The sequence below is a fragment of the Streptomyces doebereineriae genome (genome assembly GCF_031845645.1).
In the GTDB taxonomy this organism is placed as follows: Bacteria; Actinomycetota; Actinomycetes; order Streptomycetales; family Streptomycetaceae; genus Streptomyces; species Streptomyces canus.
On sequence record NZ_JAVREZ010000030.1, the window covers coordinates 1 to 16,118 of the forward strand.

Annotated in this window: 11 protein-coding genes and 1 pseudogene; 8 read left to right on the forward strand and 4 right to left on the reverse strand. The window is 71.3% G+C overall.

All coding sequences use genetic code 11. The features are described 5' to 3' along the window. Positions 1-189, reverse strand: a pseudogene (locus tag RNB18_RS46745) (NADH-quinone oxidoreductase subunit C); the annotation flags it as partial. Positions 190-653: 464 nt separating this feature from the next. Between RNB18_RS46745 and RNB18_RS46750 the strand changes: the two are divergent. From RNB18_RS46750 to RNB18_RS46760, 3 genes are all read left to right on the forward strand, one after another. Further along, entirely contained in the window at positions 654-1,619 is a 966-nt protein-coding gene (locus RNB18_RS46750; protein WP_311720272.1) for an SCO0930 family lipoprotein, read from the forward strand. A gap of 284 nt (positions 1,620-1,903) precedes the next feature. Further along, complete coding sequence (locus tag RNB18_RS46755) at positions 1,904-2,725, forward strand: SAM-dependent methyltransferase (protein ID WP_311720273.1); 822 nt, start codon at positions 1,904-1,906, stop codon at positions 2,723-2,725. Beyond that, complete coding sequence (locus RNB18_RS46760) at positions 2,722-4,857, forward strand: putative bifunctional diguanylate cyclase/phosphodiesterase (RefSeq protein WP_311720274.1); 2,136 nt, start codon at positions 2,722-2,724, stop codon at positions 4,855-4,857. Before RNB18_RS46755 ends, RNB18_RS46760 begins: the two co-directional genes overlap by 4 nt. A 193-nt stretch (positions 4,858-5,050) precedes the next feature. Here the strand turns inward: RNB18_RS46760 and RNB18_RS46765 are convergent, their stop codons facing one another. Then, entirely contained in the window at positions 5,051-5,938 is an 888-nt protein-coding gene (locus RNB18_RS46765) for a LysR family transcriptional regulator (protein ID WP_311720275.1), read from the reverse strand. A gap of 120 nt (positions 5,939-6,058) precedes the next feature. On the opposite strand from RNB18_RS46765, the gene RNB18_RS46770 reads away from it, so the two are divergent. Genes RNB18_RS46770 through RNB18_RS46780 form a run of 3 tightly spaced genes read left to right on the forward strand, consistent with a single transcriptional unit; the run spans position 6,059 to position 9,425 of the window. Next, on the forward strand, positions 6,059-6,730 hold the full coding sequence (locus RNB18_RS46770; protein ID WP_311720276.1) for a succinate dehydrogenase: 672 nt from the start codon (positions 6,059-6,061) through the stop codon (positions 6,728-6,730). A 2-nt stretch (positions 6,731-6,732) separates the two neighbouring features. Beyond that, positions 6,733-8,679: a fumarate reductase/succinate dehydrogenase flavoprotein subunit gene (locus RNB18_RS46775; RefSeq protein WP_311720277.1), complete on the forward strand. Its 1,947-nt coding sequence runs from the start codon at positions 6,733-6,735 to the stop codon at positions 8,677-8,679. Further along, positions 8,676-9,425 (forward strand): succinate dehydrogenase/fumarate reductase iron-sulfur subunit, encoded by a 750-nt coding sequence (locus tag RNB18_RS46780; RefSeq protein WP_311720278.1) that lies wholly within the window; start codon positions 8,676-8,678, stop codon positions 9,423-9,425. Before RNB18_RS46775 ends, RNB18_RS46780 begins: the two co-directional genes overlap by 4 nt. A gap of 68 nt (positions 9,426-9,493) precedes the next feature. On the opposite strand, the gene RNB18_RS46785 is transcribed toward RNB18_RS46780, so the two are convergent. Next, positions 9,494-11,446: a HEAT repeat domain-containing protein gene (locus RNB18_RS46785; RefSeq protein WP_311720279.1), complete on the reverse strand. Its 1,953-nt coding sequence runs from the start codon at positions 11,444-11,446 to the stop codon at positions 9,494-9,496. 251 nt (positions 11,447-11,697) lie between these two features. On the opposite strand from RNB18_RS46785, the gene RNB18_RS46790 reads away from it, so the two are divergent. Then, positions 11,698-12,468: a GNAT family N-acetyltransferase gene (locus tag RNB18_RS46790; protein WP_311720280.1), complete on the forward strand. Its 771-nt coding sequence runs from the start codon at positions 11,698-11,700 to the stop codon at positions 12,466-12,468. Next, on the forward strand, positions 12,468-13,271 hold the full coding sequence (locus RNB18_RS46795; protein ID WP_311720281.1) for a lysophospholipid acyltransferase family protein: 804 nt from the start codon (positions 12,468-12,470) through the stop codon (positions 13,269-13,271). The genes RNB18_RS46790 and RNB18_RS46795 overlap by 1 nt, the downstream gene beginning before the upstream one ends. A 496-nt stretch (positions 13,272-13,767) precedes the next feature. Here RNB18_RS46795 and RNB18_RS46800 read toward each other — a convergent pair whose 3' ends face one another. Further along, positions 13,768-16,116 carry an excinuclease ABC subunit UvrA gene (locus tag RNB18_RS46800; RefSeq protein ID WP_311720282.1) on the reverse strand — a complete coding sequence of 783 codons (2,349 nt, stop codon included), beginning with the start codon at positions 16,114-16,116 and terminating at the stop codon, positions 13,768-13,770. Positions 16,117-16,118 lie beyond the last annotated feature (2 nt).

The window sequence follows — 16,118 nt, forward strand, 5'->3', positions numbered from 1 at the left end:
GGTTGCGGTGCCGGTGCGGGCGGCGGGGGCGGGGGAGCCGGTGGCTCGGGGGTCGGCGTCGGCTTCGGCGGCTTCGGCGGCTTCTGCGTCGGCGTCGGCGTGGGGTCGGGAGTGGGGGTCGGTGTACACGGAGGCTCGGGGGGTGTGGGAGTGGGTGTGGGCGGGGGTGGAGGCTCGGGCTTCGGGCACGGCGGGAAAGTGGGCCAGGTGGGGCTCCCGGCGACCGCCACCGCCTCTGCGCCGTTGGGACCGACAGAGGCGTAGGCGCAGGCATCCGCCTCGGCCACCCCTGCCGTGGGACCGATGAGCGCCCACGTCAACGTCAGCAGGGCCAACACCCGTATGGCGGAGGCGGATTGGGGTGATTCGGGTCGATGCACGACGGAGATCATGAGGCCTGCCACGCTCTCCCACGCGCGGGCGCGAACAGATTGGTCCGAAGGAGGGATAAAAGGTCGCTCGATGTTTGAATTCCGGGCGCTCGTCCGTCCGGCGGGGGGTACATCTGTGCGGCCTGAGGCAGGTGTGGTCACAGCTTCCGAAAAGAAATATGCGGGACGGTTGAACACAACCCCTGCTCCGCTGCGTACCCATTGTCGTGCGGCGGCGCAGCAGGGCGCTGCAACACCCTTTTGAATTATGGGGAGTTGACGATGAAGACCTCCTGGCGGAACGCCTCACTCGTGGCAAGCGCCGCGGCGGTGCTGGTGCTGACGACGGCGTGCGGTCAGGAAGGCGGCACGTCGTCGGTGGGCAGCCAGAACGTCGGTGCCACGGCGGCGGCGGGCGGTTACGGCGGTGTCGGCTCCGGTATCGGGACCGGTACCAGCCCGAGCGCCAGCTCGACCGTGGGCGGTGGCCAGGGGAACCTGGGAGCCCAGTCGGCCTCGGCCGGCAAGCTCGAGGTTTCCGCAAACGCCGAACTCGGGGACGTGCTGACCGACAGTGCCGGTCTCAGCCTCTACCGCTTCGACGAGGACACCGCCGAGCCGCCGAAGTCGAACTGCAACGGCGACTGCGCGACCGCCTGGCCGCCGGTACCCGCGAACGACGCCTCGGCCGGCGCCGGTATCGACAAGGCGCTGCTCGGTGAGGTGACCCGGGCCGACGGCAGCAAGCAGCTGACCATCGGCGGCTGGCCGGCCTACCGCTATGCGAAGGACACCAAGGCCGGCGATCTGACCGGCCAGGGCGTGGGCGGCAAGTGGTACGCGCTGGCGCCCACGGGCAAGAAGGCGTCGGTCGCCAGCCTGCCCGGACTGTCCACGCGCAATGACCCCAACCTGGGCGAGATCGTCGTCGACAAGAACGGCATGACGGTCTACCGCTTCGCCAAGGACAAGGCCTGGCCCGAGCCGGTCTCCAACTGCAACGGTGCCTGCCTGGAGAAGTGGCCGGTCGTGGCGCCGGTGTCGGCGAACGACACCAAGGACGTCCAGAAGAAGGGCCTGATGAGCTTCACCCGCTCCGACGGCGTCAAGCAGCAGACGGTCAACTGCTCGCCCATCTACACCTTCGCGGGCGACAAGGAGGCCGGAGACACCAACGGCCAGGGCGTCGGCGGCACCTGGTACGCCGTCCGTCCCAACGGAGAGATGGTCGGCGTCTCCGACAAGTGACGGCGGTCTCGCCCGAACCACCGGTCCGCCCCTTCCGCGCCGCACGGAGGGGGCGGACCGGTTTTGCCGTCATTCCCCCCAACTCCCCGCGAGTCGGCGCCCGCTCCGGAACTCTCCGGAGTGCGGCGCCTACTTTTCGTAGGGAATCCACAGCGTTCCGCAGCGGCACGTGCCGCAGGCAGTGACCGGGAACGGACGGTCAATTTCCGTTTCCACTCGCTCCATTGGCGGTCGATCAGTAGCCTCAGCTCGAACACCGGATCGTCTACGCCTTGGAGAGATACATGGAGCGTCCCGCCTGGGCTCCCCGGAGCATCGACATCTCGGTGCCGAGTGTCTCGCGTATCTACGACTTCTACCTGGGCGGTTCGCACAACTTCGAGGCCGACCGCGAGGCGGCCCGCAGGGTCATGGAGTTCGCACCGGGGCTGCCGAAGACCATGCAGGCGAACCGGGCCTTCCTGCGGCGAGCGGTGCGGTTCGCCGCCGACGAGGGCATCACCCAGTTCCTGGACATCGGCTCCGGCATCCCGACCTTCGGGAACGTCCACGAGGTCGCCCAGAGTGCCCGCCCCGGCGCCCGTGTCGTCTACGTCGACCACGACCCGGTGGCCGTCGCGCACAGCCAGGCGGTCCTGGAGGGCAACGCGGACGCGGGAGTCGTCGCCGCCGACCTCCGCAAGCCCCAGGAGATCCTCGCCAGCCCCGAGGTTCAGCGCCTGATCGACCTGAACCGGCCGGTGGCACTGCTTCTCGTTGCCATACTGCACTTCGTGGAAGACGCGGACGACCCCTACGGAGCGGTGGCGGAGCTGCGCGACGCACTCGCGCCCGGCAGCCTGCTGGTGCTCACGCACGCGTCGTTCGAGGGAATCCCGCTTCCGCCGGAGCGGACCGAGGGTGCGGTGGACGTGTACAAGGACATTCGCAACCCGCTGATCATGCGCTCGCGCGAGGAGATCGCGCGGTTCTTCGAGGGGTACGACATGGTGGAACCGGGACTGGTGTCGCCGCCGCGGTGGCGGCCCGAGTCGGCGACCTGGAACCCCGACGACGAGGATCCGTGGGCCTTCTCCGGGTTCGCCGGCGTGGGGCGTACCGCGTGATCGCCGAGCCGGACGGGCCGGAGGACAGACTGCGCCGGTTCGCGACGATCTGGAGCCGGGCCGTGTTCCCGGTGACGTCGACGTCCGCGACCCGGCCGGAGTTCGAGGAACAACTGCTGCCGCTGGCCCGCCGGTTGAGCGAGGCGCTCGCGGCCAGGGTCGTCGACACGGACGAGGGCCGGGCGGTCGGCGCCGCCCTCGTCGACGCGCACTGCACGGACCCGGAGGCGCTGACCCGCTCCCTGGACTGCGTCGACGCCTATCTGGTGCTCTACTGCGGCGGCGACGGCGACCGCGAGGACCTGCGGTCCCGTTCCGCACGGCTCCAGCACGCCATGGCCGCCGGGTTCGCCCACGCGCTGCGGGAGCGGACGCTGGCCGAGCAGGAGGCCATCGCGCAGGCCGCCCTCGAGGCGCAGGGCGTGGTGGCGCAGGCGCTGCACGCGACCGAGGCCCGGTTCCGCGCGGTGTTCGAGGGCGCGGCCATAGGGATCGGCATCGCCGACCTGGACGGCAACGTCCTCCAGGTCAACGGCGCCCTGCTGCGCATGTTCGGCGTCTCAGACCAGACGATGCGCGGCCGCAGGGTCCAGGAGTGGATCCACCCCGAGGACGCCCCCCAGACCTGGACGCTCTACGACGAACTCGTCCGCGGTGACCGCGAGCACTACCACCTCGAAAAGGCCTTCTACCGCCCGGACGGAACGGTCCTGTGGACCAACCTGACGGTCTCCCTGCTGCGCGACGCCGACGGCGTTCCGCAGTACCAGCTCGCCCTCATGGAGGACACCACCGAGCGCCGGCTGCTCAACCTCCGGCTGCGCTACGAGGCCACGCACGACGCGCTCACCGGACTGCCCAACCGCACGCTGTTCTTCGAGCGCCTGGAGAAGGCGCTGAACGCGGGCGAGGGCCAGCGGTTCGGCCTGTGCTACCTCGACCTCGACGGCTTCAAGACCATCAACGACAGCCTCGGCCACGCGGCCGGCGACCGGCTGCTCGTCGAGGTCGCCGACCGGCTCCAGTCGTGTGCGACCGCGCCGGGCGAGATGGTGGCCCGGCTCGGCGGTGACGAGTTCGTGGCGCTGACCACCGGCCCCGACACCGAGAGCGAGGTCGACGACCTCGCGGCGCGCATCATGAACGTGCTGCTCGCCCCGGTCCGTATCGACGGCCGCGAGCTGACCGTGCGCGGCAGCATCGGCATCGTCGAGGGACCCACGGGCGAGCGAGGTCCGGCGGAGGTCCTGCGCAGCGCCGACATCACCATGTACCGGGCCAAGTCGGCGGGCGGCAACCGCTTCGAGCTGGCCGACCCGGAGGCCGACGCCCGTGCCATCACCCGGCACGGGCTGACCACGGCGCTGCCCGCGGCCCTGGACCGCGGTGAGTTCTTCATCGAGTACCAGCCACTGGTCCACCTCGGCGACGGCAGTGTGCGGGGCGCCGAGGCACTGGTCCGCTGGCTGCATCCGCAGCACGGAGTGCTCGGCCCGGACCGGTTCATCCCGCTCGCCGAGCACACCGGGCTGATCGTGCCGCTCGGCCGCTGGGTCCTGGAGCAGTCGGTACGTCAGGCCCGTGAATGGCGAGAACGGTACGGGGAGAACGGTCCCCTGAGGATCAACGTCAACCTCTCGCCGTGCCAGCTCACCCACCCCGGCCTGGTCCAGGACACCGTCGACATCCTGGAGCGCGCCGGCGTCGAGCCGGACGCCCTCTGCCTCGAAGTCACGGAGTCGGCCCTCATCGGCGCCGACGACGACCTCCTCAAGCCGCTGCGCCGGCTCGCCGAGATGGGCGTCGACATCGCCCTGGACGACTTCGGCACCGGCTACTCGAACCTGGCGAACCTTCGCCGCCTCCCGGTCAGCGTCCTCAAGCTGGACCGCTCCTTCACCCAGAGCATGCAGCAGTTCCCCGCCGATCCCGTCGACCTCAAGATCGTCGAGGGTATCGTTTCGCTCGCTCACGGCCTGAACCTCGCGGTGACGGTCGAGGGGGTCGAAACCGGGGCCCAGGCCGAGCAGTTGCGGATACTGGGCTGCGACACGGCCCAGGGCTGGTACTACGCCCGCCCGGGCCCGCCGGAGCGGCTGCACGAGCTGGCGCTGGTGGACGCGACGGGCTGACGCACCTTCCGCCGTCCAGGTCCCGCCGCCGACTCAGGGCAGCGGGACCGACCGCAGCGAACCGGGGATGCGGGTCACGACGACGTGGCACGTGATCTCCGCCCGGCGCGACGACTGCGGGGGTGTTCGCCGGCCCTCGTCTGCGGGTACGCCGGCAACATGCGGGGCGCTTCCGGTTCCCCGCGGACCGCGCTCAGCGCTCCAGGAGCATCCGCTGCAACTCCCGTGCCGCCCGCGGCGGAGCCACATCGCTGCGGTGGGCCAGCGCGATCGTCCGGTGCAGGCCGGGACGGGCGAGCGGGGTGACCCGCAGCCCCCGGCCCGAGCGGGTGGCGACCATGCGCGGTACGACGGCCACGCCCAGGCCCGCCCGAACGAAACCCAGCACCGCGTCCATCTCCCCGCCCTCCACCGCGAAGTCCGGCTCGAAGCCCTCGGCGCGGCACGCTGCCACGGTCAGTTCGCGCAGGTCGTAGCCGTGCCGGAACATCACCAGGGGCTCGCTCTCCAGGTCGGCGACGCGCACGGTACGGCGGCCCGGGCCACCCGGGGCAGGCGCCTCCGGCGAGGACACGACGACCAGGTCCTCGCGCAGCAGCTCCACCGTCGTCAGCGCCGGTGACGGCGACGGCAGCGGGAGGACCACCAGGGCCAGGTCGAGGGCGCCACGCGCGAGCAGCCGTACGAGATCGTGGGAGCCGCCCTCCTCGATCATCAGCCGGATGCCGGGATAGCGGTCGTGGAAGGCGCGCAGCACGTCCGGCAGCAGGCCGGTGCACAGGCTCGGGGTCGCGCCGAGCCGGACCCGGCCGCTGCGCAGCTGCGCCAGCTCCTGCACCTCGTGCCGGGCCGTGTCCGCGTCGGCCAGGATCCGGCGGGCCAGCGGCAGCAGGGCCTCGCCCGCGTCGGTGAGGGTGATGTTGCCGCGCGCCCGCAGGAACAGATCGGCCCCGAGCTCCCGCTCCAGCGCCTTGATCTGCTGGGACAGGGACGGCTGCGCCACATGGACGAGATCGGCGGCGCGGGTGAAGTGCCGGGTCTCGGCGACCGCCACGAAGTACTGGAGCTGCTGGAACTGCATCCCCGTACGATAGTCGCTCTCTATGGAATCAAGCCGGACCATGTCTTGGACCGATCGGCTCGTTCGGCTCTAGCGTCTTGACCCATGGCTCTGGCAACGCGGACGGACCGACGGCCGTCCATGGCACGCACCGTGTGGGACAGCTCCGTCGGCAAGAAGACCGTGATGGCCGTCAGCGGCCTGATCATGCTGCTGTACCTGGTCGTCCACATGATCGGCAACCTGAAGATCTTCTTCGGGGCGGGCGAGTTCAACCACTACGCGCACTGGCTGCGCACGGTCGGGGAACCGTTCATGCACTATGAGTGGACGCTCTGGATCATCCGCGTCGTGCTGGTGGTCGCCGTCGTCGCGCACGCCACCTCGGCGTACCAGCTCAGCCGCCGCGACATCCGGGCACGGCCCACCAAGTACGTCCACAAGAAGCCGCAGGCGAGCTACGCGACGCGCACCATGCGCTGGGGCGGGATCATCCTCGGCCTGTTCATCGTGTGGCACATCCTCGACCTGACGACCGGCACCGTGCACTCCGGCGGCTTCCAGGAGGGCCACCCGTACCAGAACGTCGTGGACACCTTCTCCACCTGGTACGGCAACGTCATCTACATCGTCGCGATGCTCGCCCTCGGCCTGCACGTCCGGCACGGCTTCTGGAGTGCCGCGCAGACCCTCGGCGTCGGCAGCCGCACCCGCGACCGTGCCCTCAAGGCCGTCGCCAATGTCCTCGCACTGGTGCTCACGGCCGGCTTCATCGCCGTGCCCGTGGGTGTCATGACCGGAGTGGTGAGCTGAACATGACGTACACCGACTACCTGACCGGCGAACCGGCCGCCGACACCAAGGCTCCGGCAGGACCGGTGGCCGAGCGCTGGGACAAGCGCCGTTTCGAGGCCAAGCTGGTCAACCCCGCCAACCGCCGCAAGCACACGGTGATCGTCGTCGGCACCGGCCTCGCGGGCGGCTCCGCGGGCGCGACCCTCGCCGAACAGGGCTATCACGTCGTCCAGTTCTGCTACCAGGACTCCCCGCGCCGCGCCCACTCCATCGCCGCTCAGGGTGGCATCAACGCGGCCAAGAACTACCGCAACGACGGCGACTCGATCCACCGCCTCTTCTACGACACCGTCAAGGGCGGCGACTTCAGGGCGCGCGAGTCCAACGTCCACCGCCTGGCACAGATCTCGGTGGAGATCATCGACCAGTGCGTGGCGCAGGGCGTGCCCTTCGCGCGGGAGTACGGCGGTCTGCTCGACACCCGCTCCTTCGGCGGAGTGCAGGTCTCCCGGACCTTCTACGCCCGGGGCCAGACGGGTCAGCAGCTCCTGCTGGGCGCCTATCAGGCGCTGTCGAGGCAGATCGCGGCCGGGAACATCGAGATGCACCCGCGCACCGAGATGCTCGACCTGATCGTCGTCGACGGACGGGCCCGCGGGATCGTGGCCCGCGACCTCGTCACCGGGCGCATCGACACGTACTTGGCGGACGCGGTCGTGCTGGCCTCCGGCGGCTACGGCAACGTCTTCTACCTGTCGACGAACGCCATGAACTCCAACGCCACGGCCATCTGGCGGGCCCACCGCCGCGGCGCACACTTCGCCAACCCCTGCTTCACCCAGATCCATCCGACCTGCATCCCGCGCACCGGCGACCACCAGTCCAAGCTCACGCTGATGAGCGAGTCACTGCGCAACGACGGCCGGATCTGGGTGCCGAAGGCCAAGGGCGACACGCGTCCGCCGAACCGGATCCCCGAGGACGAGCGCGACTACTACCTGGAGCGCATCTACCCGTCCTTCGGCAACCTGGTCCCGCGCGACATCGCCTCCCGCGCCGCGAAGAACGTCTGCGACGAGGGCAGGGGAGTGGGGCCGGGCGGACAGGGCGTGTACCTCGACTTCGCCGACGCCATCCAGCGCATGGGCCGGGGGGCCGTGGAGGCGAAGTACGGCAACCTCTTCGACATGTACCAGCGGATCACCGACGAGGATCCCTACGAGGTGCCGATGCGGATCTACCCCGCCGTGCACTACACGATGGGTGGCCTGTGGGTGGACTACGACCTCCAGACCACGATCCCCGGGCTGTTCGCGATCGGCGAGGCCAACTTCTCCGACCACGGGGCCAACCGCCTCGGCGCCTCCGCGCTGATGCAGGGCCTGGCCGACGGCTACTTCGTGCTGCCGGCGACCATCAACGACTACCTCGCCCGCAACCCGCACCAGGACGCGGTGACCGGCGAACACCCCGCCGTGCAGGAGGTGTTGGCGGAGACCGAGGACCGGCTCAACCTGCTCCTCGCCGTGGACGGCGACCGCACGCCGGACTCCTTCCACCGCGAGGTCGGCGAACTCATGTGGGAGTTCTGCGGGATGGCGCGCACCGACTCCGGACTGCGCAAGGCGCTGGAGCGCATCCCGCAGATCCGCGAGGAGTTCTGGCGGCGGATCAAGGTCCCCGGCACCGGCGAGGAGTTCAACCAGTCGCTGGAGAAGGCGAATCGCGTCGTCGACTATCTGGAGCTCGCCGAGCTGATGTGCCTCGACGCACTGCACCGCGCCGAGTCCTGCGGCGGTCACTTCCGCGAGGAGTCCCAGACGCCGGACGGCGAAGCCGCCCGCCGGGACGACGAGTTCGCCTACGCGGCGGCCTGGGAGTTCACCGGCACCGGCGATGCTCCCGTCCTGCACAAGGAAGACCTGGTCTTCGAGTACGTCCACCCCACTCAGCGGAGCTACGCATGAAGCTCACCCTGCGCGTCTGGCGACAGAAGAACGCCGACGCCGACGGCGCGATGTCCACATACGAGGTGGACGGCATCTCGTCCGACATGTCCTTCCTGGAGATGCTGGACACCCTCAACGAGGAGCTCATCCTGCGCGGTGAGGATCCGGTGGCCTTCGACCACGACTGCCGCGAGGGCATCTGCGGCGCGTGCTCGCTCGTCATCAACGGCGACGCCCACGGGCCCGAGCGGACGACCACCTGTCAGCTGCACATGCGGTCCTTCTCGGACGGCGACACGATCGACGTCGAGCCGTGGCGGGCGTCCGCGTTCCCGGTGATCAAGGACCTGGTCGTGGACCGGTCGGCCTTCGACCGGATCATCCAGGCCGGGGGATACATCACGGCGCCCACGGGTGCGGCACCCGAGGCCCATGCGACGCCGGTACCCAAGCCCGATGCCGACCTCGCCTTCGAGCACGCCGAGTGCATCGGCTGCGGGGCGTGTGTCGCCGCATGTCCCAACGGGGCGGCGATGTTGTTCACCTCGGCCAAGGTGAACCACCTGAACGTGCTGCCGCAGGGGGCCCCGGAGCGGGAGACCAGGGTGCTCGACATGGTCGAGCAGATGGACGAGGAGGGCTTCGGCGGGTGCACGTTGACGGGTGAGTGCGCGACGGCCTGTCCCAAGGGGATTCCGCTGGTCTCCATCACCAGCATGAACAAGGAATGGCTGCGGGCGACCCGGAAGGTCGCCAGGCGCTGAGAGACGTTCGCCGACAAGGTGCGGACGGGCGGGGTCGGACGTGGTGCTCAAGTCCGGCCCCGCCAAGGTCATGTGGACGTGGACAGGGCCTCGTCGATCAGCGCGCGGAGCCTCTCGTCGTCCAGGACCGCGCGGTAGTCGCCGTACGGGGAGAGACGGTCGTCCTGGGCGCGGAGGGACTCCAGGGCGGTGCGTGCGGGGCCAATGGGCGTGCCGCCGAGGCGGATCAGGGCGCTGAGCGCTTCACGGAACGAGCCGTAGTGCTCGCCGCCCGCTGCCATCGCCAGGAACTCCTCCTCCAGGACCGGGCGGGCGGGCCCGGGATCGCCGGTGATCGACCAGAGGGTGATCGCCGCCTGGAGCCTGACCCCAGGCAGCTCGCTCTTCAGGGCGTTGCGCACCCGGTCGGCGTACGGCGCGGCCACGGTGCCGAAGTCGGCGAGGAAGCCGACCGCGGCCACACTCCGGGAGTGGTCCGTGACAGGGAGGGACTCGCCGACGGCCCGCAGGTTCCCGGCGGGATCGTCGCCGATGCGCCAGAGGATCCAGTGCAGCCAGGCGTTGTTCTCCTCCGGATCCTCGGACAGGTGCCCGCGCACGGCCGGGGCGGCTGGGACGGCGGCCGGACCCAGCGTCGCCAGCGTCCGCACGGCGTCGTGCCACCGGAAGCGGTCCGGCAGATACCCCGTGATCTCCGGCAGGGCGGGAAGGGCGGCAGGCCCCCAGGCCCGGAGGACCTCCAGGAGGTCGGCCATCAGGTAGCTGTCCGCGTCGGGGTCGGTCAGCCCGCGGCGCAGTTCCTCGCGTATCGACGGCAGGAGGTCATCGACGTGCGCCGTCATCGGACCCAGCACGTCGACGAGCTCGGGGCGGCGCGGATCTCCGGAGGTGTAGGCGCGCCCGTCCTCCTCGCGGAACCGCGCGCACAGCCGCTCCACCAGCCCCGGCAGCGCCCGTGGGTCGTCCATCCGGGTCAGCGCCCACAGCGCGTGCTCACCGACGGTGCCCTCCAGGAAGCCGCCGTCGCCCGGGTCGTCGAGCAGGCCGGCCAGTCGGTCGGCGTGGGCGACGGCCCGGGGGCCCAGCGCGGCGAGGAGATGCACCGCCCTGAGACGCACCGTGGAGTCCGGGTGGTCCATCAGACCCGCCGCGACCCGGAGCAGCGCGGCCTCGACGGACCGGTGGCGGGTCAGCAGCCGCCAGGACCGGTCCAGCACCGCCCGCAGCAGATCGGCGTCCTCGGCGGGGTCCGCCGCCGCGGCCAGCCGGGTCAGGAACCGCGTCGTCGCGGCGGGCTCGTTCTCGTACAGGGCGGCCGTCCAGTAGGCGACGTCCTCACGGCTGAAGGGCTCGTCGACGTCCAGGACGTACCAGACGGCCTCCCAGCGCGACCGCAGAGCGGGATCGGCGAGGGCCTCGACCAGCGCGTCCAGCTCTCCTACGGCGAGCTCGGGCTCCGTTCTCGCGAGGGTGTGGACGGCCGCGACCCGCAGGACGGGGTCGGTGTGCCGCAGCAGTCCGGTGAGGATTGCCCGGACTTCGGCGTCGGCCGTGTGGTCGCCCAAGGAGAACAGCACCGTCAGCCGGACCGCCGGGTCCTGCTCGGCCCGCCAACGCTCCCGCAACGCACCGGCGCCCTCCACGAGGGCGAGCGCCTCTCGTCGTACGGCGGGATCGGCGTCGGTGAGCAGGGCTTGGACCGTGTCGTGCGCGCGCCGCCACGCCTCGGGCCAGCCCGGGTCCACCGGGCCCTGTCGTCGGGCCAGGGCGGCCAGCAGCTCGACCAGGGTTTTGCGCGCGCCCGTCCCCGGCTCGGTGGCGAGCGCGACGACGAACGGCAGGGCGGCGGTGGCGAGCGCGGAGATACCGGTCGGTGTGCCCGCAAGGGCGGAGAGGAGTGGACAGCAGTCGCTCTCGGTCGAGTCCGGACCCCGCTCAAGCAGTCGGCTCAGAGCGCGCCGCACGTCCTTTGCCGACTCGCCCAGCTCCTCCCACGCAACTGCCTCCAGCGCCTCCACCACTCGTACGTCCCCCTGCTTCTGTGATCGGCTCCTGGAGAGAGACGGTAGCCCCGGCCCGGGGGTTGCCTTGCTCCGGTCACCGGCGGGACACCGGCCGGTCGACGGACTCGGAGACCCCGGACACCTTGCCCGAGGCGTTCAACCTCCGCACATCCGCGCTCTCGGAACCCGTCACGTACACGCCAACCGGCGTCGGGAGAACAGGGACAGCGGCACCGCTCGCCGCCTCCGCCTGTGACCTGGAGAGTGCCATGAACGGCGTTTCCACCCTGGACCGTCCCCCGCAGAGCGTCGCCCCCACCCGCTACACCGTCAGCCTGGCCCGCGACGAGGACGACGTACGGGCCGCGCAGCGGCTGCGGCACGACGTGTTCGCCGGGGAGATGGGCGCCCTCCTGTCCACCCCGGAACCCGGCCTCGACGTGGACGGCTTCGACGCCTACTGCGACCACCTGCTCGTCCGCGACACCGTGACCGGCCAGGTCGTCGGCACCTACCGGCTGCTGCCCCCGGAGCGGGCCGCGGTGGCCGGACGCCTGTACTCGGAGAGCGAGTTCGACCTCGCGCCGCTCGACGCGATCCGCCCGAGCCTCGTCGAGGTCGGCCGCTCCTGCGTGCACCCCGACCACCGCGACGGGGCCGTCATCGGTCTCATCTGGGCCGGGATCGCCCGCTACATGGTGGACCGCGGCCATGAGTGGCTGGCCGGCTGCTGCTCGATCCCGCTCGCCGACGGCGGCGCGCTCGCGGCCGGCACCTGGGACCGGGTGCGCACCAAGTACCTGGCTCCCGAGGAGTTCCGGGTACGGCCCCTGCTGCCCTGGGAGCCGGCCGAGGGGGCGCCCGCCGTCCACACCGAGCTGCCCCCGCTGCTGCGCGGTTACCTCCGCCTCGGCGCCTGGGTGTGCGGTCAGCCCGCCCACGACCCGGACTTCGGGGTCGCCGACATGTACGTGCTGCTGTCGATGCGCCGGGTCAACGCCCGCTATCTGCGGCACTTCCTCTCGCTCGTCCCGGCCTGATGAGCGTCTGGCTGCCCAGCGCGCCCTGCACCCCGGGGGCGTGTGTGGAGCGGACGGGGGCCGCCACGGCCGTACCCCGTGCCGTGCTCCGGCTCCTCGCGGTCAGTTCGGTGCTGCTCGCCGGGATCGCGTTGCTGCCGGTCGGCCGGTTGCTCCCGGCCGGCGCGGTCAGGTGGTGGTGCCGGGCGGTGGTGCGGGCCTCGGGGGTCCGGGTCCGCATGTCCGGCGCCGCCACGCCCCCGGGCGGGGTGCTCCTGGTCGCCAACCACATCTCCTGGCTGGACATCCCGCTGCTCGCCGCGGTACGCCCCGCGCGGATGCTCGCCAAGTCCGAGATCCGTCAGTGGCCCGCGGCGGGATGGCTGACGGCCCGCAGCGGGGCGCTGTTCATCGAGAGGGACCGGCTGCGTGCCCTCCCGGACACGGTCGCCCGCATCGCCGAGGCGCTGCGCGGCGGCTCCGCGGTCGCCGTCTTCCCCGAGGGCAGCACCTGGTGCGGCCGCGCCCAGGGCCACTTCCGCCACGCGGTGTTCCAGGCGGCCCTGGACGCCGGGGTGCCCGTCCAACCGGTGAGGCTGCGGTACCGCCTCGTCGACGGCGGGTCCAGTACGGCCGCCGCCTTCATCGGCGACGACTCTCTGCTCGCGTCGGTGTGGCGGGTGGTGTCGGTACGGGGGCTGATGGCCGAGGTGGAGGTAGTCGACCCCGTCACCCCGGGCAGCCACCCCGATCGCCGCTCCCTGGCCCGGGCGGCACAGTCGCGCTCGTGCCACGGGCGGACCGGGGAACACACGGCCGACTGACACCCCGACGGCGAGCAGCCCGGGCGCCGCCCGTACCCAACGCCCGGACCAGCGGGCGGGGCCGATGGAGCCAGGGGCTTGAATTCGGTGTCTGGGTCAGGCTGGCGGGTCTTGGGCTGAGGGCGGCGGATCGAGTGCCCGCGCTCAGTGCCCGGGGCGGAGTGTCGGTCATCGTGTGGGGGCTGATGAGGGCGGGTGTCTGTATCCGGTGCGGGGGTCGGGGTGGCGGGTCTTGGGCTGAGGTCGGGCGGATTCGGGTGCCCGTGCCCAGTGCGGGGGTCGGGGTGGCGGGTCTTGGGCCGGGGTTGGGTGGATTCGGGTGGCCGTGCCCAGTGCGGGGGCCGGAGTGACGGCCATCGTGTCGGGGAGATGGAGTCAGGTGCCTGTTTCCGGTGCGGGGGCCGGGGTGGCGGGTCTTGAGTTGGGGTCGGCGGATTCGGACCCAGGTGCCGAGTGGCCCGGCCGGAGCCACGTCCCCCCGCCAGGGCTCACGGAGTCAGGTGCCCGAGGTCAGTGCCCTTGCCAGGTAGGGGGCCGTGGCGCTCTCCTCCACCTCGGCCACTTGCCCCGGGGTTCCTGCCGCCACGATCCGTCCGCCGGCGTCCCCGCCGCCCGGGCCCAGGTCGATGACCCAGTCCGCGCCCGCCACGACCGACATGTCGTGCTCGACGACGATCACCGTGTGGCCGGCGTCAACGAGGCCGTGGAGTTGGCGCATGAGGACCTCCACGTCGGCCGGGTGGAGGCCGGTCGTGGGTTCGTCGAGGAGGTACAGGGTGTGGGCGCGGCGGACGCGCTGGAGTTCGCTCGCGAGCTTGATGCGCTGGGCCTCGCCGCCGGAGAGTTCGGTGGCCGGCTGGCCGAGGCGGAGGTAGCCGAGACCGACGTCGAGGAGGGTGGCGAGACTGCGGGCCACGGCCGGGGTGTCCGCGAAGAAGTCCGCCGCCGACTCCACCGTGAGGTCGAGCACCTGGGCGATGTTCCGTCCCCGGTACGTCACCTCGAGCGTGGCGGGGTTGTAGCGGGCCCCGCCGCAGTCCGGGCAGGGCGCATAGGTGCTCGGCAGGAAGAGCAGCTCCACGCTGACGAACCCCTCGCCCTGGCAGGTCTCGCAGCGCCCTCCCGCCACGTTGAAGGAGAACCGGCCCACACCGTAGCCGCGTTCACGTGCCTCGTCGGTGCCGGCGAAGACCTTGCGCGCGACGTCGAACAGACCCGTGTAGGTCGCCAGGTTGGAGCGCGGGGTCCGGCCGATCGGCTTCTGGTCGACCGAGACCAGACGGCCCACCCCCTCCCGCTCCTCCGTGATCTCTCCGACCAGCGTGGACTTGCCCGAGCCCGACACCCCGGTCACCGCGGTGAACACGCCGAGCGGGAACTCTGCCGTCACCCCGCGCAGGTTGTGCCGGTCGACCGGCCCGACCGTCAACCGGCCTCGCCATGACCGCACTTCACGCTTCACCACGGGGGAGTGGTCGAACAGGAACCGAGCCGTCGCCGATTCCGCGACCTCGGCCAGCTGCTCCACCGGCCCGCTGTGCAGCACCCGCCCGCCGTGCTCACCCGCCCGCGGACCGACGTCCACCAGCCAGTCCGCCCCGCGCATGACGTCCAGCTGGTGCTCCACCACGAACACCGAGTTGCCGGCCGCCTTCAGCCGCGCCAGCACGGTGAGCAGTGCCTCGGTGTCCGCGGGGTGCAGTCCGGCGGAGGGTTCGTCGAGGACGTACACGACTCCGAACAGCCCGGACCGCAACTGGGTGGCGAGCCGCAGCCGTTGGAGTTCACCGGCGGACAGGGTGGGCGTCGCGCGGTCCAGGCTGAGATAGCCGAGACCGAGCTCGAGGATGGGCGCGATACGGGCCTTGAGGTCGTCGGTGAGGACCCGCGCGGTCTCGCCGCGGGCGACCAGCGAGGCGGCCAGCTCGGTCAGCGGCAGCGCCGCGATGTCGGCGATCGTGCGGCCCGCGAAGGTGACCGCCAGCGCCTCCGGACGCAGCCTGCTGCCGCCGCAGACCGGGCACGGGGCGGAGACCAGGAACCCCTCGGCCTTCGCCCTGAGGGTCTGGCTCTTGGAGTCCGCGAACGTCTTGAGGACATAGCGGCGGGCGCTCATGTACGTGCCCTGGTACGGGCGTTGAATGCGGTCGGCGTTGCGCACCGGGTGCACGGTGACGACCGGCTGCTCGTCGGTGAACAGGATCCACTCCCGCTGTTCGGCGGGCAGTTCACGCCAGGGCCGGTCCACGTCGTAACCGAGCGCGTCGAGGATGTCCCGCAGGTTCTTGCCCTGCCAGGCACCGGGCCACGCCGCGATGGCGCCCTCCCGGATCGACAGCGACGGGTCGGGGACCAGCGACTGTTCGGTCGTACGGTGGACGCGGCCCAGGCCATGGCACTCCGGGCAGGCGCCGACCGCCGTATTGGGGGAGAAGGAGTCCGAGTCGAGCCGTTCGGCGCCCGGCGGGTAGTCACCGGCCCGGGAGAACAGCATGCGCAGCGAGTTCGAGAGGTTGGTGACGGTCCCCACGGACGAGCGGGACGTCGGCGCCGAACGACGCTGCTCGAGCGAGACCGCGGGCGGCAGTCCGGTGATCTCCCCGACCTTCGGCGCGCCCACCTGATGGATCAGCCGGCGCGCGTACGGAGCCACCGACTCGAAGTACCGCCGCTGAGCCTCCGCGTAGATCGTCCCGAACGCCAGTGACGACTTCCCCGAACCGGACACCCCCGTGAACACGGCCAGCACATCCCGCGGAATGTCGACATCCACCCCTTGGAGATTGTGCTCACGGGCACCGCGGACGCGGACGTACGGGTCGTGGGAGCCGTTGGGGTCGTGCATGA

What these genes read in the sequence shown, in the direction of transcription:
- RNB18_RS46780 (WP_311720278.1), top strand. Translation starts at nt 8,676, where the DNA reads ATGAAGCTCACCCTGCGCGTCTGGCGACAGAAGAACGCCGACGCCGAC.
- RNB18_RS46750 (WP_311720272.1), top strand. Translation starts at nt 654, where the DNA reads ATGAAGACCTCCTGGCGGAACGCCTCACTCGTGGCAAGCGCCGCGGCG.
- RNB18_RS46755 (WP_311720273.1), top strand. Translation starts at nt 1,904, where the DNA reads ATGGAGCGTCCCGCCTGGGCTCCCCGGAGCATCGACATCTCGGTGCCG.
- RNB18_RS46765 (WP_311720275.1), bottom strand. Translation starts at nt 5,938, where the DNA reads ATGCAGTTCCAGCAGCTCCAGTACTTCGTGGCGGTCGCCGAGACCCGG.
- RNB18_RS46770 (WP_311720276.1), top strand. Translation starts at nt 6,059, where the DNA reads ATGGCACGCACCGTGTGGGACAGCTCCGTCGGCAAGAAGACCGTGATG.
- RNB18_RS46790 (WP_311720280.1), top strand. Translation starts at nt 11,698, where the DNA reads ATGAACGGCGTTTCCACCCTGGACCGTCCCCCGCAGAGCGTCGCCCCC.
- RNB18_RS46800 (WP_311720282.1), bottom strand. Translation starts at nt 16,116, where the DNA reads ATGCACGACCCCAACGGCTCCCACGACCCGTACGTCCGCGTCCGCGGT.
- RNB18_RS46795 (WP_311720281.1), top strand. Translation starts at nt 12,468, where the DNA reads ATGAGCGTCTGGCTGCCCAGCGCGCCCTGCACCCCGGGGGCGTGTGTG.
- RNB18_RS46775 (WP_311720277.1), top strand. Translation starts at nt 6,733, where the DNA reads ATGACGTACACCGACTACCTGACCGGCGAACCGGCCGCCGACACCAAG.